The organism is Plantactinospora soyae, from assembly GCF_014874095.1.
Classification (GTDB): domain Bacteria; phylum Actinomycetota; class Actinomycetes; order Mycobacteriales; family Micromonosporaceae; genus Plantactinospora; species Plantactinospora soyae.
This window is the reverse complement of sequence record NZ_JADBEB010000001.1, coordinates 3217250-3240498: the sequence shown is the minus strand read 5'-3', so window position 1 is coordinate 3240498 and position 23249 is coordinate 3217250. Positions and strand designations below refer to the sequence as shown.

The 23249-nt window shown below is 71.1% G+C and carries 26 protein-coding genes; 11 read left to right on the top strand and 15 right to left on the bottom strand.

The genetic code is table 11. The annotated features are described in order from the left end of the window. Positions 1-8: 8 nt before the first annotated feature. Genes H4W31_RS14495 through H4W31_RS14485 form a run of 3 tightly spaced genes read left to right on the top strand, consistent with a single transcriptional unit; the run spans position 9 to position 4027 of the window. Complete coding sequence (locus H4W31_RS14495; RefSeq protein WP_192767142.1) at positions 9-1580, top strand: IucA/IucC family protein; 1572 nt, start codon at positions 9-11, stop codon at positions 1578-1580. Then, the gene (locus H4W31_RS14490) at positions 1577-2752 is read left to right on the top strand and encodes a type III PLP-dependent enzyme domain-containing protein (protein ID WP_318783197.1); all 1176 of its coding nucleotides are present in this window, start codon (positions 1577-1579) and stop codon (positions 2750-2752) included. The genes H4W31_RS14495 and H4W31_RS14490 overlap by 4 nt, the downstream gene beginning before the upstream one ends. A 27-nt stretch (positions 2753-2779) precedes the next feature. Beyond that, positions 2780-4027, top strand: coding sequence for a bifunctional helix-turn-helix transcriptional regulator/GNAT family N-acetyltransferase (locus H4W31_RS14485; protein ID WP_192767141.1), 1248 nt, complete (start codon positions 2780-2782; stop codon positions 4025-4027). Positions 4028-4161: 134 nt separating this feature from the next. Here the strand turns inward: H4W31_RS14485 and H4W31_RS14480 are convergent, their stop codons facing one another. Together H4W31_RS14480 and H4W31_RS14475 are read right to left on the bottom strand one after the other, a co-directional pair. After that, positions 4162-4938 (bottom strand): hypothetical protein, encoded by a 777-nt coding sequence (locus tag H4W31_RS14480; protein ID WP_192767140.1) that lies wholly within the window; start codon positions 4936-4938, stop codon positions 4162-4164. Between the two features lie 667 nt (positions 4939-5605). Beyond that, positions 5606-5764: a hypothetical protein gene (locus H4W31_RS14475; protein ID WP_192767139.1), complete on the bottom strand. Its 159-nt coding sequence runs from the start codon at positions 5762-5764 to the stop codon at positions 5606-5608. Between the two features lie 164 nt (positions 5765-5928). Between H4W31_RS14475 and H4W31_RS14470 the strand changes: the two genes are divergently transcribed. Together H4W31_RS14470 and H4W31_RS14465 are read left to right on the top strand one after the other, a co-directional pair. Next, positions 5929-6222, top strand: coding sequence for a hypothetical protein (locus H4W31_RS14470; protein WP_192767138.1), 294 nt, complete (start codon positions 5929-5931; stop codon positions 6220-6222). 126 nt (positions 6223-6348) lie between these two features. Further along, positions 6349-6609: a hypothetical protein gene (locus H4W31_RS14465; RefSeq protein WP_192767137.1), complete on the top strand. Its 261-nt coding sequence runs from the start codon at positions 6349-6351 to the stop codon at positions 6607-6609. 101 nt (positions 6610-6710) lie between these two features. Here H4W31_RS14465 and H4W31_RS14460 read toward each other — a convergent pair whose 3' ends face one another. Beyond that, entirely contained in the window at positions 6711-7193 is a 483-nt protein-coding gene (locus H4W31_RS14460) for an RrF2 family transcriptional regulator (protein ID WP_192772101.1), read from the bottom strand. Positions 7194-7288: 95 nt separating this feature from the next. Here H4W31_RS14460 and H4W31_RS14455 point away from each other — a divergent pair, with 95 nt between their 5' ends. Then, entirely contained in the window at positions 7289-8047 is a 759-nt protein-coding gene (locus H4W31_RS14455; RefSeq protein ID WP_192767136.1) for an SDR family oxidoreductase, read from the top strand. A gap of 29 nt (positions 8048-8076) precedes the next feature. On the opposite strand, the gene H4W31_RS14450 is transcribed toward H4W31_RS14455, so the two are convergent. Further along, entirely contained in the window at positions 8077-9336 is a 1260-nt protein-coding gene (locus H4W31_RS14450) for an erythromycin esterase family protein (protein WP_192767135.1), read from the bottom strand. Positions 9337-9412: 76 nt separating this feature from the next. Here H4W31_RS14450 and H4W31_RS14445 point away from each other — a divergent pair, with 76 nt between their 5' ends. After that, on the top strand, positions 9413-9604 hold the full coding sequence (locus H4W31_RS14445) for a DUF2795 domain-containing protein (RefSeq protein ID WP_192767134.1): 192 nt from the start codon (positions 9413-9415) through the stop codon (positions 9602-9604). 60 nt (positions 9605-9664) lie between these two features. Here the strand turns inward: H4W31_RS14445 and H4W31_RS14440 are convergent, their stop codons facing one another. From H4W31_RS14440 to H4W31_RS14420, 5 genes are all read right to left on the bottom strand, one after another. Further along, positions 9665-10312: a response regulator gene (locus H4W31_RS14440; protein ID WP_192767133.1), complete on the bottom strand. Its 648-nt coding sequence runs from the start codon at positions 10310-10312 to the stop codon at positions 9665-9667. After that, the gene (locus tag H4W31_RS14435) at positions 10276-12207 is read right to left on the bottom strand and encodes a sensor histidine kinase (protein ID WP_192767132.1); all 1932 of its coding nucleotides are present in this window, start codon (positions 12205-12207) and stop codon (positions 10276-10278) included. The genes H4W31_RS14440 and H4W31_RS14435 overlap by 37 nt, the downstream gene beginning before the upstream one ends. A gap of 122 nt (positions 12208-12329) precedes the next feature. Further along, the gene (locus H4W31_RS14430; protein ID WP_192767131.1) at positions 12330-13235 is read right to left on the bottom strand and encodes a Gfo/Idh/MocA family protein; all 906 of its coding nucleotides are present in this window, start codon (positions 13233-13235) and stop codon (positions 12330-12332) included. Positions 13236-13351: 116 nt separating this feature from the next. Further along, positions 13352-14071, bottom strand: a complete 720-nt coding sequence (locus H4W31_RS14425; protein WP_192767130.1) for a hypothetical protein — start codon at positions 14069-14071, stop codon at positions 13352-13354. A 138-nt stretch (positions 14072-14209) separates the two neighbouring features. Continuing rightward, the gene (locus H4W31_RS14420; RefSeq protein ID WP_192767129.1) at positions 14210-14434 is read right to left on the bottom strand and encodes a helix-turn-helix transcriptional regulator; all 225 of its coding nucleotides are present in this window, start codon (positions 14432-14434) and stop codon (positions 14210-14212) included. Positions 14435-14663: 229 nt separating this feature from the next. Here H4W31_RS14420 and H4W31_RS14415 point away from each other — a divergent pair, with 229 nt between their 5' ends. The 3 genes from H4W31_RS14415 (at position 14664) to H4W31_RS14405 (ending at position 16045) form a co-directional block, all read left to right on the top strand. Further along, complete coding sequence (locus H4W31_RS14415) at positions 14664-14945, top strand: hypothetical protein (protein WP_192767128.1); 282 nt, start codon at positions 14664-14666, stop codon at positions 14943-14945. A gap of 271 nt (positions 14946-15216) precedes the next feature. Next, positions 15217-15582: a hypothetical protein gene (locus tag H4W31_RS14410; protein ID WP_192767127.1), complete on the top strand. Its 366-nt coding sequence runs from the start codon at positions 15217-15219 to the stop codon at positions 15580-15582. A 73-nt stretch (positions 15583-15655) separates the two neighbouring features. Beyond that, positions 15656-16045, top strand: a complete 390-nt coding sequence (locus H4W31_RS14405) for a hypothetical protein (protein ID WP_192772100.1) — start codon at positions 15656-15658, stop codon at positions 16043-16045. 28 nt (positions 16046-16073) lie between these two features. Here the strand turns inward: H4W31_RS14405 and H4W31_RS14400 are convergent, their stop codons facing one another. Continuing rightward, positions 16074-17729 carry an alpha-amylase family protein gene (locus H4W31_RS14400; RefSeq protein ID WP_192767126.1) on the bottom strand — a complete coding sequence of 552 codons (1656 nt, stop codon included), beginning with the start codon at positions 17727-17729 and terminating at the stop codon, positions 16074-16076. Between the two features lie 183 nt (positions 17730-17912). Here H4W31_RS14400 and H4W31_RS14395 point away from each other — a divergent pair, with 183 nt between their 5' ends. After that, positions 17913-18575 carry a DedA family protein gene (locus H4W31_RS14395; RefSeq protein ID WP_192767125.1) on the top strand — a complete coding sequence of 221 codons (663 nt, stop codon included), beginning with the start codon at positions 17913-17915 and terminating at the stop codon, positions 18573-18575. An 18-nt stretch (positions 18576-18593) separates the two neighbouring features. Here the strand turns inward: H4W31_RS14395 and H4W31_RS14390 are convergent, their stop codons facing one another. The 5 genes from H4W31_RS14390 to H4W31_RS14370 all read right to left on the bottom strand — a co-directional run bounded on the left by H4W31_RS14390 (position 18594) and on the right by H4W31_RS14370 (position 23161). Then, on the bottom strand, positions 18594-19988 hold the full coding sequence (locus tag H4W31_RS14390) for a chitinase (protein WP_192767124.1): 1395 nt from the start codon (positions 19986-19988) through the stop codon (positions 18594-18596). Between the two features lie 155 nt (positions 19989-20143). Continuing rightward, the gene (locus tag H4W31_RS14385) at positions 20144-21571 is read right to left on the bottom strand and encodes a carbohydrate-binding protein (protein ID WP_192767123.1); all 1428 of its coding nucleotides are present in this window, start codon (positions 21569-21571) and stop codon (positions 20144-20146) included. Positions 21572-21613: 42 nt separating this feature from the next. Further along, positions 21614-22405, bottom strand: coding sequence for a YidC/Oxa1 family membrane protein insertase (locus H4W31_RS14380; RefSeq protein WP_192767122.1), 792 nt, complete (start codon positions 22403-22405; stop codon positions 21614-21616). Positions 22406-22560: 155 nt separating this feature from the next. Further along, a complete protein-coding gene (locus H4W31_RS14375; RefSeq protein ID WP_318783196.1) occupies positions 22561-22902 on the bottom strand; it encodes a DUF6412 domain-containing protein in 342 nt (113 codons plus the stop codon). 34 nt (positions 22903-22936) lie between these two features. Beyond that, positions 22937-23161, bottom strand: a complete 225-nt coding sequence (locus H4W31_RS14370; RefSeq protein ID WP_225947832.1) for a hypothetical protein — start codon at positions 23159-23161, stop codon at positions 22937-22939. Positions 23162-23249 lie beyond the last annotated feature (88 nt).

The following is a 23249-nucleotide window of genomic DNA, read 5'->3' as shown; positions in this document are numbered from 1 at the left end:
AGCAGTCGATGACCGCCGCAGTGTCCCGACCCGCGGCCGACGTCGCCAGCACACACACGTTGCTCGGCTGCGTCGCCCGGGAAGTCGCCGGCCCGGAACGGCAGACCAGCCTCGCCGACGGGCATGCCCTGGTACGGCTCCCCCGCAGCGCCGTACTGCTGCGCTGTGCGGTGGCCCGGGTCTCGGAGGTGGGCGCGCACCGCTACGAGGGGCCGGTGCAGCGGCTCTCCGGCGGGACGTGGTCGCCGGTCGACGCGGCCGGGCTGGCGACACTGGTCGCCGACGAACTGACCCTGCGTACCGGGGTGCCGAACGAGGAGTTCACCGGGCAGGTGGTGGCCAGCCGGGACGCGCTGGACCGGGTACTCCGGCTGCGTCCGGCCGCCGATCCGGACCCGACCGGGGACGCCGTGATCGATTCCTACGTGGACTCGGAGCAGTCGCTCGTACACGGGCACCCCCGGCATCCGGCGCCGAAGTGGCGGACCGGGGACGTCGAGTCCTGGAACACGTACGCGCCCGAACTGCGGACCAGCGTACGGCTGCGCTGGATCGCCGTACCCCGATCGCTGCTCGCCTCCGACGGGCCGTTCGACGAGCTGATCGGCGTACTCGATCCGCCGACGGCACCGGCCGGGTACGCCGTACTGCCGGTGCACCCGTGGCAGTACGAGCTGTCCGGGCCGCTCGACCCGCGCCTGCGCGACCTCGGTGTCAGCGGCGCCACGCTCCGGCCGACGGCGAGCGTACGCACCCTCTACGCGCCCCGGGCCGACCTGTTCGTGAAGACGAGTCTGCACGTACGGATCACCAACTGCCTGCGCAAGAACGCCCGGTACGAGCTCACCGGAGCGGTCGCGCTCACCCGACTCCTCGCCGACCTGCCCCTGCCGGCCGGCGTGGCGCTGCTGCCCGAACCCGCGTACCGGACGGTCGACCTGCCGGTGCTGGACGAGACGTACGGGGTGATCCTGCGGGGTGGCCTGCGCCCGCACCTCGCCGACGGTGAGACGCCGCTGATCGCCGCCGCCCTGGCCGCCGGGCCGCTGGCCGTGACCGATCCGGTCGGTTGGTGGGACGCCTACACCCGACTACTGGTCCCGGCCGTGCTCGAACTCTGGTGGACTCACGGCGTCGCGCACGAGGCGCACCTGCAGAACGTCGTCGCCGTGCTGAACGCCGACCGCTGGCCGGTCAGGATGCTGCTGCGCGACCTGGAGGGCGTCAAGCTCGACGTCGATCGCCGGGCCGACTGGCTCGCCGGGCTGCCGTCGGCGATCGGCTACGAACCCGAGCAGGCGTTCAACCGGGTCAGCTACTGCCTGTTCGTCAACCATCTGGTCGAGTTGGCCGGCGCCCTGGCCGACGCCCATCCGGGGGTCGAGGCGAAGCTGTGGGCGGCACTGCGTGAGGTGGTCGCGGAGACGTCGGCCCGGCTCGGTGACCCGCCCCGGCTGCGCGCCCTGCTCGCCGGCGTACCGCTGCCGGTCAAGGCCAACCTGCTGGTGCGCTGGCGCCGGGCCGCCGACCGGCACGCCGGCTACCTGCCGTTCCCCAACCCCATCGGAGACCGCTGGTGACCACGCACGTGCCGGCCGCGCCGCAGTCTCCGACGTACATCTACGACCTGGCCGGGCTGGCCGGGTCGGCGGCGGCGATCCGGTCCGCGCTGCCGGCCGGCGTCGAGTTGCTGTACGCGATGAAGGCGAATCCCGACCCGGGGATCCTGCGCACCCTGGCGCCGTACGTGCACGGGTTCGAGGCGGCGAGCGGTGGGGAGTTACGCCATCTGGCCGAGGTCCTCCCCGGTTCCGCACCGGCCGCGTTCGGTGGACCGGGCAAGACCGACCCGGAGTTGGCCGCCGGGCTTGCCGCCGAGGTGCGCCGGTTCCACGTCGAGTCGCCCACCGAACTGCGTCGGCTCGGTCTGCTCGCGCAGGCCCGGGGCGTGGTCGCCGACGTGCTGCTCCGGGTCAACCTGCCGGTGCCGGTCGACGGTGCCGTCCTGGTGATGGGCGGTCGGGCGACGCCGTTCGGGATGTCGCCGGAGCAGGCCCGGGAGACCGCCCGGCTCGACGTTCCCGGGGTACGGGTCCGGGGCGTGCACGCGCATCTGGGCAGTGGACTGTCGGCACCGGCTGCGGCCGCGGTGGCCCGGGCGGTCGTCGACTGGGCGGTGGCCGAACTCGACGCCAGTGAGGTGAACGTCGGCGGTGGCATGGCGGTGGACTACACCGATCCGGAGGCGCGCTTCGACTGGGTCGGGTACGGCTCGGCCCTCGACGACCTGCTGTCCGCGTACCCCGGTCGGACGCTGCGGATCGAGCCGGGCCGGGCGATGACCGTCCACTGCGGCTGGTACCTCACCGAGGTGCTGGACGTGAAGGAGGCCGGCGGCGAGTGGTTCGTGGTGGTGGCCGGCGGCACGCACCATCTTCGTACCCCGGCGGCGAAGCAGCATTCGCAGCCGTTCACGGTGCTGCCCCGCCCGGACTGGGCGTACCCGTTTGCCCGGCCGGTCACCGGCCCCGGACCGGTGACGATCGTCGGGCAGCTCTGCACTCCCAAGGACGTGCTGGCCCGGATTCCGGACGGCGGCGGTCACCTGCCGGCGCCGGGCCGGATCGCGGTCGGCGACACGATCGCGTTCGGGATGGCCGGGGCGTACGCCTGGAACATCAGCCACCGCGACTTCCTGATGCACGACCCGCCGGAGTTCCGGACCGGCCGGTTGACCGACCTCTACCACTGACGAGATATCTCTGACTATAGTCAGCTAATGGCAGCGCTGATCGAACAGGCCGAACTGGTCCGCGACTTCAACCGCTACTACTCCGGCCGGATCGGGCTGCTCACCGACCGGTACCTCGGGCAGGCGCGACCACTGAGCGAGGCCCGGCTGCTCTTCGAGATCGGCACCGGTGCGTCAGTACGCGACCTGCGGACCCGACTCGACTGGGACTCCGGCTACCTGAGCAGGTCGCTGCGCTCGCTCGAAGCACAGGGCCTGGTGCGGCTGCGTCCGTCCGAGACGGACGGTCGGGTCCGGGTCGTCGAACCGACCGAGGCCGGCAACGCCGAACTCGCCGAACTCGACCGGCGGTCCAGCGCCGCCGCCAGCGAACTGCTGGCGCCACTCAGCGCCGCCCAACGGGACAGGCTGATCGCCGCGCAGCGGCAGACCCGCCGGCTGCTCCGGCTGGCCGCCGTCACCGTCGAGGTGGTCGACCCCGACTCGGCCGACGCCCGGCACTGCCTTTCCGAGTACGCCGCCGAGCTGTCGACCCGATTCCCCGAGGGGTACGACAGCTCGGCGCTGGTGACCGGAGCCGAGGTCAGCGGCGACGGCGGCGCCTTCGTGGTGGCGTACGAACAGGGCCGTCCGGTCGGCTGTGGCGGGATGCGGACGTACGCGGCGGGTGTCGGGGAACTCTGTCACCTGTGGGTGCACTCCGACGCACGCGGACTGGGGCTCGGCCGCCGGCTGCTCGGCGAGCTGGAACAGCAGGCGACAGTCCGTGGCCTGCACACCGTGCGACTGGGTACCCACCGCGCGCTCGCCGAGGCGGCGACGCTCTACCGCTCGGCCGGCTACCAGGAGATCCCGCTGTACGGCGACAGCCCGTATAACCAGCTCTGCTTCGTGCGCGTCGTCTCCGGTGAGGACCGGTCGGCCGTACCCGGGGACCGGCTGCCCTCGCTCGACGGCCGCCGGTTCCGGGCGGTCGGCGAGGTCGACGGCGGCGAGGTCGGCACCGAGACCCGGTTCGACTACCGGGAACGCGACGGGGAGATCTCGGCGACGTACGCCGGGGGTGGCATCCGAACCGGGTACCTCGTCGGCACCCGGGAGGGGAACACGCTGGACTTCCGTTACGTCCAGCTCAACCGCTCGGGCCAGACCTCCAGTGGGCACTGCGTCAGCACCCTCTCCGCGCTCCCCGACGGCCGGCTGCGCCTCGACGAGACCTGGTCCTGGGAGTCCCGCGAGGGTTCCGGCACCAGCGTGGTCGAGGAGGTCGGCTAGCCACCGCCCCGGTCGGGTCCACCGCTGCTTAAGTTGCCATCTGCTGGCATGGGCTGACGATCGCGGATTGACCTCACCCGCCCCGCACGCCGGAGGTGCAGGCGTGCGGGGCGCCGTCCGAGGTCAGTCGAGAGTCAGCCGGCCTGCGCGACGTTCTCGCTGATTGCCTTGCGAATATCGCCGACCTCTCCTTCCCCCACCCACCCGGCACCGAAGACCGTCTGGGTACGTGGGTCGGTGGCCAGGTCGAAGATCCGCAGACCGTTCCGGTCGTCGACCACGGGGTACGGTTGCTTACTCCATTGACCGTTGCTGAGCCGGAGGAAATCGCGCCCGGAGGTGACCCACAGGGTGTTGGCCGCGTAGGCGATGTCCTGTGCGTAGCCCGTCAGGCCACTTGGCACCTGCTCATGGCGCCAACTCGTCCCGTTCCAGCGGAGGTAACCGGGTGTCGTGGTGGAGCTGAAGACGTAGAGGTTGTTGGACGCGGCCGCTGCGGTGGAGCTCAAGAACCCCTTGTAGGTCGCCGGTAGGGAACCCTTCGTCCAGGTCGTCCCGTTCCAGCGGTACGCCACGAGGGTGGTCGACCTCGGCACCGCGCCCAGCAGCCAGAAGTCGCTACTCGACGTACCCACCAGGGTGTGGACATCCATCACCGGGATGCTGATCTGACGCCAACTGGTGCCGTTGAAGTGGAAGCCCTGGCTGGCGCTGCCACTGAAGGCCCAGATGTCGTTGGCGGCGAAGGCCCGAACCGTTTTGACGGCGTACTTACTTCCCGTCGGAACGTTCCGCCACGAACTGCCGTTCCAGTGCCACCGCTGCGGGACGTCCCCGCTGTCGAAGACATAGAAGTCGGTGCAGGAGGCGCCGCCGAGCGCCCGGTACTGCGTCCCTATCGTGCCTGTCAAGGCCGGCTTCGGGATCTCGGTCCAGGTCGTGCCGTTCCAACACCGGATAGGCTGCCGGTCGTCGGGCTGGTAAGGGTGGTCGTCCGCTGCCACCAGTACGTCACCCGAGGAAGTCGGTTCGGCAAACTCGTACCCCGTGAGGCCGCGCAACCCCGGCGGGATCTCACTGATCTCCGTCACGTTCCAGTTACCGGGCACCACTAACGGGTTTGCGCTGTTCTCCCCCGCCTGCGCGGGTGGCACCGACACTGCGGCTAGTCCGAATAGAAGACCGCCGGCTGTCGCCATTCGGACCCAGCGTTGCAGACTCAAAATTTCCCCGATCGAACGTGGCCACGGTGCCTGTCGGCGGGAACGATGGTGCCAACCGATCCACTGCGCCCGTGGGCCAATTGGACGTTGTCGGGATCCTAATAGGACGGCGGATGCGCGGCCAACTTGGTGGGGATGGCATCGACTGAACTCCGAACTGGCTATTACCAGCAGGCAGGAAGTGGGTGACGACGGGCCCCATGGTGGAAGGTGTACTAGTTCAATTGTCATTGGACTAGAACACTTTTCTGCGTGGCGCCTGTCTTGGTTCGTGCTCCCTTAGCCCCGGCCACAGAAGTTGGCAGTCGACGAGATCCGACCCGGCCCGGACATCGGGGTACGACGTGAAGCCGCCCTACTCCTCAGCGGCTTTGCTCGGTCGATGCTTGGCGATCCAGTCGGCTACCTCGTCCTTGTCCCAGATCCGGCCGGCGGCGAGCACGGCCAACGGGTCCGGAAAGCCCTTGCGGGAGACGATCTCTGCCGTTCGCTGCCGACTGAGGCCGCCCAGCATGGTTCGAAAGGGTGAGTGGTGGCCCGGCTCCGCTCCGTCAGCGCTCGCCACCCATCCACGCGGCCGGAGCCGGGCCACCAGCCACGACATCGGAGGTGGGGCATGCGCACTCCCAGCCCGGAACCAGGTCGATCGGGACCGGGACGACGGCGGGGACTCCGGCGATGCGGATGACGACCGACGCCATCGCGCTGCTCTGCGAGCCTGCTTCCGTGCCCACCCGGGTCGAGTTGGCGGCCATGACCGAGGTCGCCGCTCGGCACGTACCCCTGGATGGTCACTGCCTGGACTGTCGCGCGGCCGTGGGTGCCTCGGGGTGGTGCTGGATCCGCGAGGTCGCCGAGCAGCGGTTGCGCGCCGCCGAGCGAGCACCGGCCCAGCCGGCCCGGTCCGACGCATCACCGTTGCCCATCGACCCGAGCGGAAGGAATCAGCGTGACGTCTGGCGACGTGGTTGAGGGCGCCGACCCGCCGCGCACTCCGGACCCTGAGTGTGGCGCTGCCAACCCGAAGAACGGGCACACCTGCGTCCCGCCGCCTGGCCACCGTTCGGTGCACCGGGATACGGAGATGAAGGGCTGGCGATGAGGCTCGGCTCGCGGGAGGCCCTGATCCTCAGCGGTTGCCACGACTTCACGACCAGCGGCCCGCCGATCCCGAGCGAGACGGTGTGGGCGCACCTGGTGGACGTACTCCGGCGGCACCGGATTCTCGGCGGCGTCTGCCAAACGTGCGGCGAGCGGGCCGGCCCGGAGAGCCGGTGTTTCAAGGGCGTCGTCGCCGCGCGCTGGTGCCAGCAGAACCAGCTGCTGCTCTCCGACCACCCGCCGCCCGACGGACGCTGACCGGAGTGACGAGGATCCGGGATCTTGGAGCCGGACCGTCGCGGTAACGACGGTTCGGCTCCAAGATCGCGGATCTTTTGAGTTGAAGCGCGATAGCGACGTCAGGCTCGGGCCGTAGGGGTGTTCAGCCAGTCGCGGATCACGTCGAACGCCTCAGGGCCGCTGTCGGCGCGGACGTTGCGGGCGAGGTCGGCGATGGTCACCGACCGCAGCGCCGCCCGCCAGGCGCTGTCGGCCTCGCCCATGGCGCGGGCGATCGGGCACGGCGTGGTGCAGGCCTCAGCCGGGGTGGCAAGCGGGCCGCGTTGGCGGATCTCGGTGCAGACGAACGCCGACGCGGCGCCGTCGACCGCCTCCACCACGTCGAGCATGGTGATCTCATCTGCCGGCCGAGTGAGGACGTACCCGCCTGATTTGCCCTGGACAGATCGGACGAAACCGGCGCGAGACAACTCCTGTAGCTGCTTGGCTAGGTAGGTACCTGACACGTCATGCAGCTCGGCCAGCCGCGCGGCGGGTACGGGGCGCCGCGCGGCGGTCAGCACCACGCAGCAGTGCAGCGCCCATTCGACCCCGGCAGACATCTTCACCAGCACATCCTAACTTGACTCGGACAGGAAGCATCCGAGTAATATCTCGGACAAGACAAGTCCGAGTTCGAAGCGACAGGGATGAAGACATGAAGATCGTGGTTATCGGCGGTACCGGGCTCATCGGTTCGGTCCTGGTGACCAAGCTCCGGGAGAGCGGCCACGACGTGAGCGCCGCCTCGCCCTCCAGCGGCGTCAACACCATCACGGGCGCCGGCCTGGCCGAAGCGCTGCAAGGCGCCGAGGTCGTCGTCGACGTGGCGAACTCGCCGTCCTTCGAGGACAAGGCCGTCATGGAGTTCTTCCAGACCTCCGGGCGCAACCTGCTGCCCGCCGAGGCAACCGCCGGGGTACGCCACCACGTCGCACTGTCGGTCGTCGGCGCCGACCTGCTGCCCGACAGCGGGTACATGCGCGCCAAGGCCGCCCAGGAGGAGCTGATCAAGAACGCGACGACGCCGTACACGATCGTCCGCGCGCCGCAGTTCTTCGAGTTCACCAGCAGCATCGCCGAGGGCGCCGCCGACGGCGACACGGTCCGCCTGCCACCCGCGCCCATGCAGCCCATCGCGGCCGCCGACGTCTCCGCCGCGCTGGCCGAGATCGCCGTCGAGAAGCCGGTGAACGGGACGATCGAGTTGGCCGGCCCGGAGCGGATCGGTCAGGACGACCTCGTACGCCAGTTCCTGGCCGCCAAGCAGGACACCCGGCAGGTGGTCACCGACCCCGACGCGGGCTACTTCGGTGCCCACGTGACCGACGACGCCCTGGTCCCCACCGGCCCGGCCCGGGTCGGCGGCACCCACTTCGCCGACTGGCTCGCCGCCAACCAGCCCAAGGGCGCCTGAGCGAGCGACCGGGGACGGCTGGCCGTGCCTCAGACCCCGGCGGGGTACGTCTCCATCTCGCCGGGCGTGCTGGGGGAGGCCGGCAGCGGATGCAGCGCGGTGGTGTCGTCACACCAGACGAACGCGTCGTACCGGTCGCCGAGCCGGGTCGGTACGTAGTTGCCCCACGCCTCGAACGACGGGTCGTAGACCACCCCGATCGCCCGGTGGTCGGCCTCGTCGGTCAGCCAGTCCGGCCGGTCACTCTGGGACAGGATCAACAGGGCCCGCTCGGGTAGCAGGGTGTGCAGCCGCTCCTCCAGCGATCCCGCCCGGCCCGGCGGGACCGTCATCACCTCGGCCGGCGAACCCCAGCGGGACGCGGCGACCACGGTTCCCTGGTAACTGCCGAAGCCGACCAGGACGACGTTCTCGGCACCGTGCCGCTGCCGGGCCAACTGGCCGATGTTCACCATGCCGTCGCGGTTCATCTCGGTGGCCCGGGCGTCGCCGATGTGCGTGTTGTGCGCCCAGACCACCGCCTTCGCGTCCGGGCCGTACCGCTCCAGCAGCCGGTCCAGGGTGTCGGCCATGTGCGTGTCCCGGACGTTCCAGGACTGCGGACCACCACCCACCATCGCCCGGTAGTACTTCTCCGCCCCGACCAGGACCTCCGCGTTCTGCCAGGCGGAGAAGCTGCCCGCGCCGTCGTGCGCGGCCCGTTCCCGGGTACGCGCCAACAGCCGTACCACCTCGTCCTCACAGCGGGCCGAGACGAACCGACTCGCCAGGCCGTACTCCTCGACCCGGGTGCCGTACGGCTCGAAGCACTGGTACGCCTCCTGGGCCAGTTCCAGCGACGCCGGGTCCTCCTCGCCCAGAAAGTCGAGGATGGCCTGCATCGACTCCCAGAGGCTGTAGACGTCGAGCCCGTGGAATCCGGCCCGGCCCGGCTCCGGCTGGTCCAGATTCCAGGCCCGCAGCCACCGGCAGAACCGGGCCACCTCGGTGTTCGCCCACATCCAGGTCGGCCACCGGGTGAAGCGTTCCAGCGCGGTCTGCGGATCGGCGTCGCCGTCCGGGGCGCCGGTGACCGACCGGTGCACCATGTCGCAGTCGGGCCAGTCCCCCTCGACCGCCACGAAGGAGTACCCGCATTCGGCGATCAACCGGCGGGTCACCTGCTCCCGCAGCCGGTAGTAGTCATAGGTCCCGTGGCTCGCCTCGCCCAGCATCACCACCCGGGCCGATCGGGCCTGTTCCAGCAGCGGGTCGAAGTCGCCCGGGCCCCCGAGCCGGTGAACCTGCATGCCGGCGCCTACCCGGCTGGGCGGCCGGACAAACCCGCCGGGTGTGGCCGGGCCCGGACCGGGTACCAGTACGGGTATGGGATCGAACGCGATGCAGTTGCAGGAGTCGCTCGCCGGCCTGGACTACCCGGTCTCCAAGGAGGACCTGGTCCGCTGGGCCCAGGAGACCGGCCTCGACACCCAGACCCTGCAACTGCTGCGCTCGCTGCCGGCCGACCAGTTCCAGTCCCCCGCCGACATCGGCGACGCGATCATCGAGCTCTCCTGACCCCTGAGGCGTTAGGAAGGGCCCCTTCTTCTACAGAAAACGATAGGAAGGGGCCCTTCCTTACATGCCGTTGAGGTAGGCGAGGACGGCGAGGACGCGGCGGTTGTCGTCGTCGGACTGCGTCAGGTCGAGCTTGCCGAAGATGCTCGCGGTGTGCTTGCCGACCGCGCTCTCGGAGAGGAAGAGGCGCTGGCCGATGGCGCTGTTGGAGCGGCCCTCGGCCATGAGTTCGAGTACCTCGCGTTCGCGGGGGGTCAGCCGGGTCATCGGGGCGTCGCGGCTGCTCCGGGCGAGGAGTTTGGCGATCACGTCGGGATCCATCGCCATTCCGCCGCCGGCCACCCGGCGAACCGCGTCGATGAACTGCTCCGCGTTGAAGACCCGGTCCTTGAGCAGGTAGCCGACCCCGCCGGTCCCGTCGGCGAGCAACTCCCGGGCGTAGAGCTGCTCGACGTGTTGGGACAGCACCAGGACCGGCATTCCGGGCACCTCCCGGCGGGCCGCGAGCGCTGCCTGTAGACCCTCGTCGGTCTGGGTCGGCGGCAGCCGTACGTCCACCACGGCCACGTCGGGGCGCATCCCGAGCAACGCCTCCAGCAGTTCCGGACCGGTCTCCACCGCTGCCACCACATCGAAGCCGTGGGCGGTCAGCATCCGGGACAGCCCGTCCCTCAGGAGATAGAGGTCCTCGGCGAGAACAACGCGCACGGCACCTCCAGGATCACCGTCGTCGGGCCGCCCGGTGGACTGCTCATCTCGACGACGCCGTCGAATGTACCGAGCCGGCGTTCGAGGCCGCGCAGTCCACTCCCCCGGGCCGGCTCCGCACCGCCCCGCCCGTCGTCGGTGACGACGATCCGCAGCCGACCGCCGGCGTACGACAGGGCCACCGTGGCCCGGGTCGCGCGGGCGTGCTTCACCGCGTTGGTGAGGAGTTCGCTGACCGCGAAGTAGGCGGCGGACTCGACCGGCGCCTCGGGGCGGCCGGCCAGCGCGACGGTGACCTCGGTCCGGAGCGGGATGTCCAGGGCCAGCGCCCGGACGGCGTCGACGAGTCCCCGCTCGGCGAGCACCGGAGGATGGATCCCCCGGACCAGGTCGCGCAGCTCGGTCAGGGCCTTTGCCGACGCCTCCCGCGCCTGCGCCAGCAGCGCCCGGGCGGCCTGCGGATCCCGGTCGAGCAGATGCTCGATGTTGCCGAGGTTGATCCCCATCGCGACCAGTCGGGCCTGCGCCCCGTCGTGCAGGTCGCGCTCGATCCGGCGCAGTTCGGCGGCCTGCGTGTCGGTGGCGTCGGACCGGGTCTCGGTGAGCCGCTGGACCCGGAGCGCGAGCTGGGCCCGAGCGGTCGGGGCGAGCAGCAGCGCGGTCCAGCGGCCGTTTCCGCGTAGCACGACCGGGGCGGCCACCAGGCCGAGTACGGCGAGAGCCAGGCCGACCGGGATCGCCGCCACGGTGGAGCCGGCGACCGCGCCGTACCAGTCGGTGCCGCCGTCGGACCTGACCCCGGCCAGCACCGACAGTCCGGGCACCAGCAGGCCGAAGAGGCCGTACCCGATCGCGGCGAGGGTGGCCCCCAGCGACAGGCCGCCGACGATCGGGTCGACGAGCAGCCACAGGAAGTCCCGCCAGGTCGCCCGGTCCCGGGTGAGCCGACGCAGCCGCAGGTTGTAGGCCGCCCACCGCTCGGTCCGGTACAGGGCGCTGCCGACCTGGTAGCGGCCGTCCGGCCGACGGTGCGGCACCTCGTCCCGGGACAGGTACGGCGACGGTACGTCGATTCCGCTCCACCGCCCGGCCAGCGTGCGGCGCAGCTCCGGCAGCCAACGGAAGTTCTCGATCAACGGGGGCAGTACGACGACGAGCCCCAGGCCGTACGCGAGGAGGCCGACCACGCTGACCATCGCCAGCGGCAGGGCGAGCAGGCTCAGTCCGAGCAGCGCGAGCAACCGGACCAGGAGCAGCAGCTGCCGGGCGTACCAGCGGCGGACCCGCCCGACCGGTCCGGGCGACGGCGGGCGTAGCAGCAGCCGGGTCCACCGGGCGTGCAGGGCGACGAGTGCGGGCGCGACGGCCAGTCCGGCGAGCGCGGCGGCGACGCCGACGGGTACCGCCCACCAGTGCCGGCCGGCCTGGCTGACCGCGTACCAGCCGCCGGCGCCGACCAGTGCGGCCGGCAGCCCGGCCAGCGGCACTCCGAGCAGCGGGTTGACGATCATCCAACCCAGGTCGCGGTAGCTCGCCGGATCGCCGAGCAGCCAGTCCAACTGGGTCATGAAGGCCGGGAACCAGGGTCGGCGGTAGAGCCGGTTGACGTGCGGATATCGGCCGTCCGCGTCCGGAACCGGTGCCGGCGGGCGCGGCCGGTACGGCGTCGCGACCGGCAGTCCCGACCAGGCTCCGGTGAGCCGCCGCACCAGGTTGGTCAGGGGACGGCCGGCCAGGATCGGCAGGGGCAGCAGGAAGATCAAACCGAGTCCGAAGCCGGGAACCAAGAACGCCAGGTGCAGCGCGAGCGAAACCACCCCGGCCAGGCCGAGCCCGGCCAGCGCCAGTCCCCGGACCAGGGCGACGGCGGATCCGCGTACCCCCTTGGTTGTCATGGGGGTAAGTCTGGCCCGCTCCCGGCCGGAACGGCACTGGCGGAAGGCTCCCTGAGGGGGTGGGGTTAGCTACACCCCACCCGCCCTCGGCAGCGGAGGCCGACGGGCCCGACCGCAACCGGTCAGCCGGGGAGCGTGACCGTGCGGCCCTGCTCGCGGGCGGCCTGGGCGGCGGCGAGCACCGCCACCACGTCGCGACCGAAGCGTACGTCGACCAACTGGTCGCGGGTTCCGGAGTCGACCTCCGCGACCAGTTGGTCCACGGCCAGCCGGAACGCGTCGACCGCACTGCCGTCGCCGCGCGGAACGGTGTCTATGCCACTCTCACCGTGGAAGGCGAACTCGAAGGTGGTCGACGCGGGCGGGGCGTCCAGGGCCAGCGACAGGGTGCTCGCCGCCGTCTCCCCGTGCGCCAACATCAGGTGGACGCTGTCGCCGGGGCCACCCAGCGCGGCGACCTGGGTCACCCGGCCGAGCACCGGCAGGATCAGCGAGAGCGCGTGCGGGCCCACGTCCCAGAGGCCACCATGGGTCCGGCGCCAGGGCGACCGGCCGTACGGGTTGCCCGGCTGGAAGATCGACGAGTACATCACTCCCCGGGCACCGTGCCAGCCACCGGTCGCCGCGGCGGCGGCCAGGAATCCGGCGACGTTCGGATGGAACCGGTTGGTGAAGAAGACCACCGAGGCGACGCCGCTCAGTTCGGCGGCGGCCACCACCCGGTCCGCCTCGGGCAGGCTCAACGCGATCGGCTTGTCCAGCAACAGGTGCCGGCCGGCGTTGGCGGCCCGCACGGCCAGGTCGGCCTGTACGTCCGGCGGCAGCGCCACCGCCACCGCGTCCACGGCCTCGATCAGCGCGTCGGCGTCGTCGAAGGCCGGTACGTCGTACCGCTGCGCCAGCGCGCGGGCCTTGACCGGATCGCGGCCCCAGACCCCGGCGAGGCGGGCCCCGGGATGCCCGGCGAGCGCGGCGGCGTGCACCTCGGCCGCCCAGTGACCGGTGCCGAACATTCCGAACGTGAGCAAGGCGAGGCCCCTCTTTGTTCCGCTTTGAGCAGGGAGTTCTTCCTAACACATCCACTCACGGCCAACTCGGGCGACCTGTCCCGGCCCCGCCCTCCGGCTGCCCGACCCGGCTCCGGCTATCCGGCGCGTCTGCCGCGTCGAGGCCGGCGGCGCCGGGTGAACCGCTGTGCCGTCAGGTACGCCTCCCGCGCCTCGGCGGCGGACTCGGTCGCCTCGGTCAGCAGTTCCTGGGCGGTCGCCTCGGCCAGCCGGGCCTCCTGCTCGGCACGCCGGGCCAGCGCCGCAGCCTGGTCGTACGCCCGACGGGCCATGGTCAGGCGCATCCCGCCACGGTCGAGGAGCCGTTCCCGGTCCTCCTGCACCGGATCCCAGTCCCCGGCCCGCCGGAAGACCTCGCGGAGCTCCTGGAGCGAGATGTCGCCGCGCCGATAGGCCGCCAGCGCTGCCCGGGACACCTCCCGATCGCGGTCCACGCCCGGCACCGGTTCAGGTTTCGGGGCGCTGGCGACCGCCTCCCGCCCGGCGGATGCCGACTCCCATGCCTGGCGGTAGTCCCGTTCCGCCGTCTCCTGTGCCGCCCATGCCTCGTCGCGGGCCCGTTCGGCCACCGCCAGCACCGCCCTGGCCTGGCTCGCGATCGCGGCGGCACGGCCGGCCTCGGTCTGGGTCGCCAGCGCATGCGCCTCGAGCTGCTCGGCGGCGGCGCGCAACCGGACCGGATCCGGGCGCGGGGTCCGAGGTCGGTCCGTCATCACCGCGAGTACGACGAGCGCCAGGAACACCACGCCGCCGCCGATCAGCAACGCGGAGACCGCAGTGACCCCCGTCGCGTCCACGCCTTCGACTCCCCGGAGTAGGCGTCGGAACAAGTCCGGTCAATCATAGAAGAAGGCTGATGATCCAGCCACGAAGGGGCACCACCCAAGATCGCTGCCGCCCGACCGCACCGGATCGTCGGGCCACTGCCCCGGGGGCTACGCCTGGTCGTCCTCGTCGCTGCCTGGTCGTGGTCTCCGGTGCTTCGCAGCCCAGGCCATGACCTCGGACTTCAACCAGACTCCGCCACCGGCCAGCCGGACGTAGGGCTCCGGGAACGTGCGGGATGCCATGAGCTGCTTGGTCCGGCCCTTAGCCGTGCCCAGCAGCTTCCCGATCTCCTGCGCACCGACCAGTTCATCGGGTGGGGGCAACTCGGCCATGCCCGGCAAGGTAGCCATCACGCGGTCTACCCCCTGTGGTCTACCACATGTGGGCTGCCCTCTGTCTTGACTCGGGGGTAAGGCCCGGGAGAGGATCCGAGCAGGCCCTCGCCCGGGTGGCCAGCCAGGCGGTCGGGCGGGGTGCCGAACCCGGGGGCTGTCGCCGGTCCTCTCCAGTTCCTCCGGCGCCCGGTGGCAGCCCCCACCCCCGAGTGCCAAGGAGACCCCCGTGCTTCACCACGCGTTCAATCCGCCCGAGCGACCCCGGATGACCCCTGAGCAGCACGTCGAGCGACTCAAGCAAGAGTTGGCGAGCTGCCAGACCACGATGATCGACATGCAGTCCCGGCTTGCCGAGGCCCGGGGGCGACTCGGGCTGATCTCGAAGATCGTCGGAGATGACGCCCGGTGCAGACGGGCTCCCGGGGTGGCCTGGGCAGCGGTCCGGGCAGCGCTGTACGCCGAACCGGACCGGTTACGGGACCTCAGGCCTGACGCGCCGATCTTGTAGGCCCGCGAGTTGGTCACCCTGGCTGCCCGATGCTGACCCGACAGACCGCCGGCCCCCGATCGTCCGGCGGATCGGGGGCTGGTCCGTCTCGGAGACCGCCCACTCACGAGTGGACGCGATCGCGTCCCTGGTCGGTGGCGGGTTCCGCTGGCGTCCGGCATCCGCTCGGGGGTGGCGGAGGTCGGAGCTACTACACCGATTAGTAGACTGCGCCGGTGAGCCAGCCACGGATCGCCGTGCCGACCACCGGGCCGACCCGGAGGGTCGAGCGATGAACGACTACCTCGTCACGCTGACGATCGTGCTGTCGCTCGTACTCGCGGTGTGGAGCCTGGTCACCACGATGCGCAACCGGCCGCCGGACCGGTCCCATCTCGCCGGCCTGGCCGTGCTGGAGCTGGCCCTGCTGGCGCTCGCCGCCACCGCCATCGCCAGCTGGATCGGCGGCGAGCAGCCCGCCGAGGCCGGGACGTTCGCCGGCTACCTCGTCACGCTGATCTGCCTGCCGCCGCTGGCCGGGGTGCTGGCCCGGATGGAGCCCACCCGCTGGGGCTCGGTGATCGTCACCGTCGTCTGCCTGGTGGTTCCGGTAGTCGTCGTCCGCCTGCAACAGACCTGGCAGATTCCCGGTGTCTGACCCGAACCGGCCCCGGAAGCCGTCGCCGCTCAACCCGGTACCGCCGGTCCCACCGCCGCCGGGCGGACGCCGGGTGAACAGCGGTCCGGGGCGGGTGCTGGTAGCGGTCTACATCCTGTTCGCGATCGCCGCCACATCCCGGGCCGGGTTGCAGATCGCCACCAAGTTCCACGAGGCCCCGGTGGCGTACCTGCTCTCCGCGTTCGCCGCCGTGATCTACATCGTGGCGACCGTGGGCCTGGCCCGGGGCGACCGGATCGGGCGCCGGACCGCGATCGTCTGCTGCACCGTCGAGCTGGTCGGCGTACTGGCGGTGGGCGCGTTGAGCCTGCTCGACCCCGCCCTCTTCCCCGACGACACGGTGTGGTCGGACTTCGGCGGCGGCTACGGCTACATCCCGCTGGTGCTGCCGGTGCTCGGCCTGCTCTGGCTGCGCCGCACCCGGTCCGCCGTCACCGCGTGATCGCGCCGACGACCGGCGCCCGATCCGCTCACTCGACCGCGTCGCTGCGGCGCAACCGGATCCAGCGGTAGCCGTACCCGGCCAGGTGCAGGGCGTCGAACTTGGCGACCGGGTCGTACTCGCGGTCGGCGAGCACGTCACCGGGCAGGTCCGCCTCCGGGAACAACGACGCCAGGTTGACGATGACCGGCTTGGTACCGAGGTTGTGCAGGAAGAGCATGCAACCGGTCGGGCCGTCGGCGCGGTGCGCGAGCACGCCCGGCGGCAGTTCCTGGTCGACGTGCGTACAGGTGCCGGAGCCGACCTCCGGGGACTCCCGCAGGGTCCGGGTCATCCGCTCGAACCACGCCAGCAGGGACATCGGATCGTGCCGCTGCGCGGTGACGTTGACCCGCTCGAAGCCGTACTCGCCGGAGTCGACCACCGGCCGGACCAGCTTCTCTGCCTCGGCGCTGGAGAAGCCGGCGTTGGGCTTCCCGGACCACTGCATCGGGGTACGGATCGCCTCCCGGCCCGGCAGCGACAGGTCCTCACCCATCCCGATCTCCTCGCCGTACCGCAGCACCGGCGTACCGCGCAGCGAGAACTGCAACGCGTACGCCAGCTCGATCCGGCGGCGGTCGTTGCCGAGCATCGGAGCCAGCCGGCGGCGGATGCCCCGGTCGTAGATTCGCATGTTCTCGTCCGGGCCGAACTGCTCGTACACCTCGGCGCGCTGCTCGGCGGTGAGCCGGGACAGGTCGACCTCGTCGTGGTTGCGCAGGAAGGTGGCCCACTGCGCGCCGGCCGGCAGCGCCGGGGTGTCCCGCAACGCGTCGATGATCGGCTCCGGGTCCTTCCTGGCCAGCGCGAGCATCAGCCGGCCGTTGAGCATGAAGTCGAAGAGCATGTGCAGCCGGTTGGCGGAGCCGCCCGAGTCGCCGAAGTAGTCGACGAGCTTGGCCGGCTCCACGTTCGCCTCGGCCAGCAGCAGCGCGTCCGCCCGCCGCCACTGCACGTGCTGACGCAGCTCGGTCAGGAACTCGAAGTCCTTGGGCGAGTTCGGGTTGCCGGGCTCGGTCTGCTCGATGATGAACGGCGCCGCGTCGATCCGGAAGCCGGCGACCCCGAGCTGGAGCCAGAACGACATGATCTTCTTGATCTCGGCCCGTACCGCCGGGTTGCCGAAGTTGAGGTCCGGCTGGAACCGGTAGAAGCGGTGGTAGAACCAGGCCTTCGCCGTCCGGTCGTAGCTCCAGGTCTCGTCCTGCTCGCCCGGGAAGACCATGCCCTGACGCCGGTCCGGCGGCTCCTTCTCCGACCAGACGAACCAGTCCCGGTACGGCGAGTCGGGCGAGGAGCGGGCCGAGACGAACCACGGATGCTCGTTGGAGGTGTGGTTCACCACCAGGTCGATGATCACCTTGATGCCCCGGTTGGCGGCCTGGTGCAGCAGCTCCGCGAAGTCGCCGAGGGTGCCGAACCGGGGATCGATCCCGTAGAAGTCGGTGGCGTCGTAGCCGTCGTCCCGGGCCGGCGACGGATGTATCGGGTGCAGCCACAGGCAGGTCACGCCCAGCCGGGCCAGGTAGTCGAGCCGTCCGATCAGACCGTTGATGTCACCGATCCCGTCGCCGTCCGAGTCGGCGTACGTATCGATGTCGAGACAATAGACGACCGCCTCGGCGTACCACCTGTCCGTCATGCTGAAAGGTCTTCTCCGCTCGGCCGGCCCGGCAAACCGCCCCGGTCAGGTGTAGACAACCTGATCTCCGGGTACGGAATCCTCTTCCCCCCGAGTTGACCGACGAGTTCCGGACGCCTTGATAGAACGAGGTGACGGACGAGCCGACCAGAGACGGACGAGCGACCAAGGAGTGAATGCGGCGTGAGCCTCGCGCAGGACGTCGACCCGAGCCAACTCGGCGGACTGACCGGCTGGATAGCCGGTGTGATCGACGCCATGGGCATCCCCGGAGTGGGCCTGCTCGTCGCCCTGGAGAACGTCATTCCGCCGGTGCCGAGCGAGATCGTGCTGGCCCTGGCTGGTTATCTGGCCGCCGAGGGGCGGATGAACGTCTTCCTCGTGGTGCTGTCGGCCACCGCCGGCTCCGTACTCGGCGCGCTCGCGCTCTACTGGCTCGGCGCGGCCCTCGGCGAGGACCGCTTGAAGCGCTGGCTCGACCGGATCCCCCTGGTCGACACCGACGACCTGGAGCGCGCCGACCGCTGGTTCGAGCGGTACGGATCCTGGGCCGTGCTCTTCGGCCGGATGATCCCGGTGGTCCGGAGCCTGGTCTCCATACCGGCCGGGGCCGATCACATGCCGCTGGGCCGGTTCCTGGCACTCACCACCCTGGGCAGCGGCCTCTGGAACGCCATCTTCGTGGGACTCGGCTACGCGCTCGGTTCCCAGTGGCAGCAGATCGACCGGTACGCCAGCTTCTTCGACTACGGCCTGCTCGCCATCTTCGTGGCGATGATCGCCGTGTGGGTGGTCAAGAAGCGGCGCAAGCGGCTGCGTCGGCAGGGGGCCGCCAGCACGCGCTGACGGCCCGACGCCGATGCCTCAGGGCAGGGTGTTCAGGTGTGGCCGGACGGTACGGGCGAAGGCGTTGCCGTTCGCCACGTCCCAGTTGATCGACCAGGTCATCGCGCCCCGGATTCCCGGGTAGGTCCTCGGCGGGCGGAAGCTGCCGCAGTTCGTAGCCCGGGCCAGACAGTCGAGCGCCTGGTTGACCATGCTCGGGGCGACGATGCCCCCACCGGCCGCGCCCGGTCCGGCGGGCAGGCCCAGTGCCACCTGGTCGGGGCGGAGCCCGGCCTCCAGTTGCAGGCAGGCCAGCGCCGTCATGAAGTTCACCGTGCCCTGGCCGTACGCGAAGGACTGGTCGCAGCCGAGCATCGAGCCGGAGTTGTAGAACTGGGTGTGTACGACGGTGAGGATGTCCCGGATGTCCAGCGCCAACTTGAAGTACGACACCGAGGGCGACTGCATGTCGATGGTCTGCGGCGCCATCGTGATGATCAGGTTGGCGCCCACCCTGTTCCGCAGTGCCCGCAACGCCTGGGCCATGTACGTCGGGTTGAGCCCGTTCTCCAGGTCGATGTCGACGCCGTCGAAGCCGTACTGCTGGATGAGCGCGTACACGCTGTTGCTGAAGTTGGTCGCGGAGGCACTGTCGTTCACCGCGACCCGGCCGGTCTCCCCGCCCACCGAGAGGATGACCTTCTTGCCCCGCGCCTTCACGGTGCGTACGTCGGCGGTGAAGTCGGCGTTCGTGTAGCCGCCGAGCGAGGCCGACAGTCCGGGGTCGACGCCGAAGGTGACCGTACCGGGGGTGCCGGTGGCCTCGGCGAAGGCGACGGCGATCAGGTCGTACTCGGCGGGCACGTCGCGGAGCCGCAGTTCGACGGCGGGGTTGTCGAAGTTGTGCCAGTAGCCGGTGAGGAAGTGCCGGGGCAGCCCCGAGGTCGGCGGATTCGTCGGCGGGTTCGTCGGCGGCTGGGTGGTGGGCGGCGTGGTCGGCGGCCGGGTGGTCGGCGGGGCGGTGGTCGGCGGGGTCCCGCCGCCGCAGGACGCGCCGTTGAGCGTGCAGTTGGCCGGGCTGCCGGAGCCGGTGGCGAGGAAGCCGAACGACACGGAGGCGCCGGGGGCGAGGCTGCCGTTCCAGGACCGGTTGGTGAAGGTGTGCCGCTGGCCGGAGGAGGTCAGCAGCGCGTCCCAGTAGCTGCCCATCGTCGTACCGGCCGGCAGGTCGAACGCCACCGACCAACCGTTGATGGTGCTGGCGCCGCCGTTGGTGATGGTGTACTTCCCCTCCCAACCGGAGCCCCAGTCGGAGGTCTTCACGAAGGTCGCGGTCGGCCCGGCGGCGTACGCCGGCAGCGCCCCCCACGCCGCGCCAACGGTCGCCACCATCGCCACGACAACGGACAAGACAACACTTCTACGGCGTCTCATGTGGTCCTCCACCAACCGGTCGGACATCCACAGCCATCGACTGTCCGCTAATTATTAGGAGTGTTTACTGTTTCCCGCAAGCAAGGAAGGGCCCCTTCCTATCGTTTTTTGTAGAAGAAGGGGCCCTTCCTAACAGCCCAGGCGGGCGGGCCGGATCAGCGGCGGAAGGTGAACCAGTTGAGGTTGGCGAAGTCGCCGGGCTGACCGCTGCTGAAGGTCAGGTAGACGGTCCGGACCCCGGTCACCGCCGACACGTTGCCGGGGATCGACTGCCAGCTCTGCCAGCCGCCGGTGTTACCGACGGCGAAGCTGCCCAGTACCGGCCCGGTCGGGCTGTCCACCCGGACCTGGACCAGGCCGCTCACCCCGCCCCCGGCACCGGAGGCGATCCGGGCGACGAAGTCCCGGGGCGGCGTCGAGCCGAAGTCGACCCGGTCGTACCGGGCCCAGTCGCCGTTGGCGAGCCAGCCGATGTTCTGCCCGCCCTCGCTGCACGCCTCGACCCCGATGCCCTGCTGCCCGTTGTACGCCTCACCCTGGATCGTCGAGTAGGCACTCACCGTGCCGCCCGACGGCGGGGTGGTCGGCGGGGTGGTGGGCGGCGTGGTTCCACCGCCACCCCGGCTCCACACCGCGACGTAGTCGACCAGCATCGGCCGCCCGGAGACGGTCGAGGCGGTCGGCGTGGTGCCGCCGGCCACCCCGTTCGGGAACGAGCCACCCATCGCCACGTTCAGCAACAGGAAGTAGCCGGCGTGGCTGGTCATCTGCGACCAGTACGACCCGACCTGGGTCTGGGTCACCGTGTGGTAGTGCTGGCCATCGACGTACCAGCGCAGTTGCTGGGGGCTGATCGAGGTGTCCCACTCGAAGCGGTAGGTGTGGAACGCCGACTGGCAGGTCGAGCCGGGACAGGCCCGGTTGGCGCCGATCCCGTTGAACTCGTTGCACGGGCCGCCGGGGGCGACCCCGCAGTGCAGGACTCCCCAGACCGAGTTGATCCCGTTGACGTTCTCCATCACGTCGAACTCGCCGATCCCCGGCCAGTTCTGGTAGTTCCCCCGGTACGGCGCGCCCAGCGCCCAGAACGCCGGCCAGTACCCGGCCGCCTCCGCGCCGGTGACGTTCGGCATCTGGATCCGGCCCTCGATGGCCAGCACGCCACCGCTCGGCGGCTTGAAGTTGGTCCGGACCGTCTCGATCCGGGACGACGTCCACTGTCCGGACGAGTTGCGGATGGGGGTGATCCGCAGGTTGCCGCCGCCGTCGTGACTGACGTTGGCGGTGCTGTTGGTGTACGTCTGGATCTCCCCGGTGCCCCAGTTCGCCGGGCCGCCGGGATAGCTGGTACCGGTGTCGATGATCCAGTTCGCGGACGAGGGCAGGGTGTTGGCCGCCCCGGTGAAGTCGTCGCCCCAGACCAGGGACCAACCGGCCGGCGGCGGCGGGATGGCGGCGCGGGCGTTGACGGTGACGGTGGCCGACACCGTGACGAGCAGGGTGAACGCGGCGAGGAGCAGCGAAAGGCGCCGCTTGGCCAGCCGGCCGGATTGGACCGGCGGGACGGATCGGATGGTGTTCATGGTGGCCTCTCTGCAGGGGACGGGGGCCGAGAGAGCGCTCTCTCAGGAGTTGTACGTCCCCGGCCCGCGCATGTCAACAGTTGTCGATGTCCCGCCTCGACGCAGCACCACCTGCTCCAGTCCGGTCCAGGCGGTCGTGGTGACCAGATAGAGCACCGCGGCCAGCGGCACCAACAGGGCCACCAGCACGGTCCCGTACGGCAGCAGCGGCATGATCCGCGCCAGCGCGGCGGCCACCGGCGCCGTACCGGGGTCGCCACCCGCCGCCGGCGCCGTACCGGGGTCGCCGAGCGCCGCCGCCCGGCGCATCCGTCGGGAGGACCACCAGGCCAACAGCACGAGCAGACCGAGCAGTACGCCGAAGAGCGGACCCGCCGCCCCGGCCAGCCCGTCGCCGAACTGCTGGCCGAGCGGCACCCCGAACAGCCGCTCGGCCAGCAGCCCCGCCGACCCGCCGTCGTCATCCGGTACGGCGAACAGCCGGTACATGACGAAGAAGAAGGGCCCCTGGGCCAGCGCCGGCAGGCAACCGGCGACCGGCGAGGCACCCGCCTCCCGGTGCAACGCGACCAGCTCGGCACGGAGCCGGTCCGGCCGGTCGCCGTACCGCCGCTGGAGGTCGCGGATCCGGGGCGCGAGCGCCGTACGACGCCGCTCGCCGCGAATCTGCGCCCAGCTCAGCGGGGAGATCAGCAGTCGTACCAGGACGGTGAAGAGGACGATGGCGACGGCGGTGGCAGCGGTACCGGCGAACGGCTCGACCGCCGTGGCGAGTGCGGTGACGATGTGCGCGGCGGCGCCGACGGCGCCGTCGAGTGGTGCGAAGGCAAGCATGCGGGAACCCCTCGGTTCGATTCCGGAAGCCGGACGTGTCGATCGACGTCCGGGCAGGGCGTCCCGCCGCCGGGACGGCCGCCGGATCGGCGGCGCGGCCCACGGACGGGCGGGAGGAACGGAATCGGCCGCGTGGCGGCGGACTGGAGACGCCGCTACGCGGCCGAGGGGTTCTCCGACGGGGCTCGCGGCCGGGGTCGGCCGGCGGCGTCGGGGTCGAGCTGGCGAGGCATCCGTACCCGGCGGGACCGCTGCCGGAAGGTCACGCCCTGGCGGATCCGGTCGGCGGCGGCTCCCCGGGCCAGCGGCAGCCGGCTGGCGAGCGCGACGAGCAGCAGCGAGGTCGCGGCGACCACCGCGGCACCGGCCAGCGACTCGACGCCCGGCCCGCTGGGACCGCCGAACTGGGCCAGCGCGTACGCCCAACCGAGCAGGTACGCCAGCCAACCGAGCCGGTACGCCCGATCAGACGTCAGCCCCGGCAGGATCCTCGACACGGGCTCAGGCTAACCAGCGCCGGCAAGGGCTGGCTCAGCGCAACCGGTCGCCCGGCGACGGCATCGACACCGCGCGCTCCTGCTGCACCCGAACCTCGATCCGGGCCCGGTGCCCCGCCGGATGCCAGATCTCCTCGAACGGTCCCATGACCGCCGCGCCCGCACCCCGGCGCCGCACCCGGGCGGCCAGCCACAGCAGACCGCCCAGGACCGCAGCGAGTGCGGTCACGCCGACCAGGGCCGCCAGGAAAGCCTCCACCCGGGCAAGCCTACGCGCGGGAACCACGAAGGTACGGGGTCGACGTCGGCCCCGATGGCACGATTGGTGCTCACGGGTGTTTCCGGGC

Coding starts and splice junctions, on each gene's coding strand:
- H4W31_RS14445 (WP_192767134.1), top strand. CDS start 9,413: ATGGGATCGAACGCGATGCAGTTGCAGGAGTCGCTCGCCGGCCTGGAC.
- H4W31_RS14385 (WP_192767123.1), bottom strand. CDS start 21,571: ATGAACACCATCCGATCCGTCCCGCCGGTCCAATCCGGCCGGCTGGCC.
- H4W31_RS14475 (WP_192767139.1), bottom strand. CDS start 5,764: ATGCTGGGCGGCCTCAGTCGGCAGCGAACGGCAGAGATCGTCTCCCGC.
- H4W31_RS14450 (WP_192767135.1), bottom strand. CDS start 9,336: ATGCAGGTTCACCGGCTCGGGGGCCCGGGCGACTTCGACCCGCTGCTG.
- H4W31_RS14455 (WP_192767136.1), top strand. CDS start 7,289: ATGAAGATCGTGGTTATCGGCGGTACCGGGCTCATCGGTTCGGTCCTG.
- H4W31_RS14410 (WP_192767127.1), top strand. CDS start 15,217: ATGAACGACTACCTCGTCACGCTGACGATCGTGCTGTCGCTCGTACTC.
- H4W31_RS14435 (WP_192767132.1), bottom strand. CDS start 12,207: ATGACAACCAAGGGGGTACGCGGATCCGCCGTCGCCCTGGTCCGGGGA.
- H4W31_RS14465 (WP_192767137.1), top strand. CDS start 6,349: ATGAGGCTCGGCTCGCGGGAGGCCCTGATCCTCAGCGGTTGCCACGAC.
- H4W31_RS14380 (WP_192767122.1), bottom strand. CDS start 22,405: ATGCTTGCCTTCGCACCACTCGACGGCGCCGTCGGCGCCGCCGCGCAC.
- H4W31_RS14460 (WP_192772101.1), bottom strand. CDS start 7,193: ATGTCTGCCGGGGTCGAATGGGCGCTGCACTGCTGCGTGGTGCTGACC.
- H4W31_RS14390 (WP_192767124.1), bottom strand. CDS start 19,988: ATGAGACGCCGTAGAAGTGTTGTCTTGTCCGTTGTCGTGGCGATGGTG.
- H4W31_RS14495 (WP_192767142.1), top strand. CDS start 9: ATGACCGCCGCAGTGTCCCGACCCGCGGCCGACGTCGCCAGCACACAC.
- H4W31_RS14470 (WP_192767138.1), top strand. CDS start 5,929: ATGCGGATGACGACCGACGCCATCGCGCTGCTCTGCGAGCCTGCTTCC.
- H4W31_RS14420 (WP_192767129.1), bottom strand. CDS start 14,434: ATGGCCGAGTTGCCCCCACCCGATGAACTGGTCGGTGCGCAGGAGATC.
- H4W31_RS14485 (WP_192767141.1), top strand. CDS start 2,780: ATGGCAGCGCTGATCGAACAGGCCGAACTGGTCCGCGACTTCAACCGC.
- H4W31_RS14400 (WP_192767126.1), bottom strand. CDS start 17,729: ATGACGGACAGGTGGTACGCCGAGGCGGTCGTCTATTGTCTCGACATC.